The organism is Streptomyces sp. NPDC001634 (genome assembly GCF_040298185.1).
Lineage (GTDB): Bacteria > Actinomycetota > Actinomycetes > Streptomycetales > Streptomycetaceae > Streptomyces.
Map to the genome: position 1 here is coordinate 1 of NZ_JBEOZU010000235.1, position 1331 is coordinate 1331.

Below are 1331 nucleotides of genomic sequence, written 5' to 3' on the forward strand. Positions count from 1 at the left end.
CTGGACCCCGACGCTCCGGACCCCGCGCCGCAGCGGACCGCCCCACCGTCGCAGCAGCCCTCGGTACCGGCACCGTCGGCGCCCGCGACGGGGCCGTCCGCGCAGCAGCCCGCCGGCTCGTTCTCGCAGCAGCCCCCGGCCGCCATCCCCCAGCAGTCCGCCGGCTCCGCCACGCCCATGACCACGGGCCCCGGCGGCGGCCAGCCCTCCTGGGCGCAGCAGGTGCACCGGCTCGCGAGCCCGGGAGCCGAGGGCGACCGGCCCGTCGCGCCGTGGAAGCCCCCGGTGGAGGACGTGTTCCAGGCGGCGGCCCGGGCGCAGGCGGCGGCCCGTCCCGCGGGCCTGGGCAAGCGGCTGACCGCCCGGCTCCTGGACACACTGGTCCTGGCGACGGTCACCGGCGTGGCGGCCGTACCGCTGGGCACCAAGGCGATCGACCACATCAACGACAAGATCGACGCGGCCAAGCTGTCCGGGCAGACCGTCACCGTGTGGCTGCTGGACGGCACGACCGCGGTCTACCTCGCCATCGTGCTCGCCGTACTCCTCGGCTTCGGCGTCCTCTACGAGGCGCTGCCCACCGCCAGGTGGGGCCGCACGCTCGGCAAGAAGCTGTGCGGCCTCGAGGTGCGGGACATCGAGGGACACGAGCCGCCGACGTTCGGTATGGCCCTGCGCCGCTGGCTCGTGTACAGCGTCCCCGGCCTGCTCGTGGTCGGTGTCGTGGGTGTCCTGTGGTGCCTGTTCGACCGTCCCTGGCGCCAGTGCTGGCACGACAAGGCGGCGCACACGTTCGTGGCGGGCTGACCCGGACGGACCTGTACGGATGCGGAGCGGAAGGGTTGGCGGTCGACTCGGGACATGAGCACCGAACCGCCGCCCTCCGGCTCAGGAGACTCCCCGGACAACGACCCGTTCCGGAAGCAGCCGCCCCCGCCGTCCGAGGGCGGCGGCACGGGGCCTCACTGGGGACCCCCGCCCGGCAATGAGGCTCCGCCCGGCGGCCGGCCTATCCGCGGCAACGAATCGTCGCCCGGCAACGAACCGCCACCTGGCGGCTGGCCTCCCCGCGGCAACGAACCTTCGCACGGCAACGAACCTTCGCACGGCAACGAACCGCCACCCGGCAGCCAGCCTCCCTCGGGCGGTGAGCCCCCACCCGGCGGCCAGCCTCCCCCGGGCGGTGAGCCTCCGCCCGGCGGTGAGCCTCCGCCCGGCGGTGAGCCCCCACCCGGCGGTGAGCCCCCACCCGGCGGTGAGCCCCCACCCGGCGGCCAGCCTCCCCCGGGCGGTGAGCCTCCACCCGGTGCCCCTCCACCTGGCGGTGAGCC

General features: G+C 75.8%; 1 protein-coding gene. It reads left to right on the forward strand.

Translation table 11 applies throughout. From position 1 onward, the window contains the following. Window positions 1-807 (forward strand): RDD family protein (locus tag ABT186_RS47765; RefSeq protein WP_351930707.1); only part of this gene is annotated, 807 nt, incomplete at its 5' end. Window positions 808-1331: the final 524 nt, after the last annotated feature.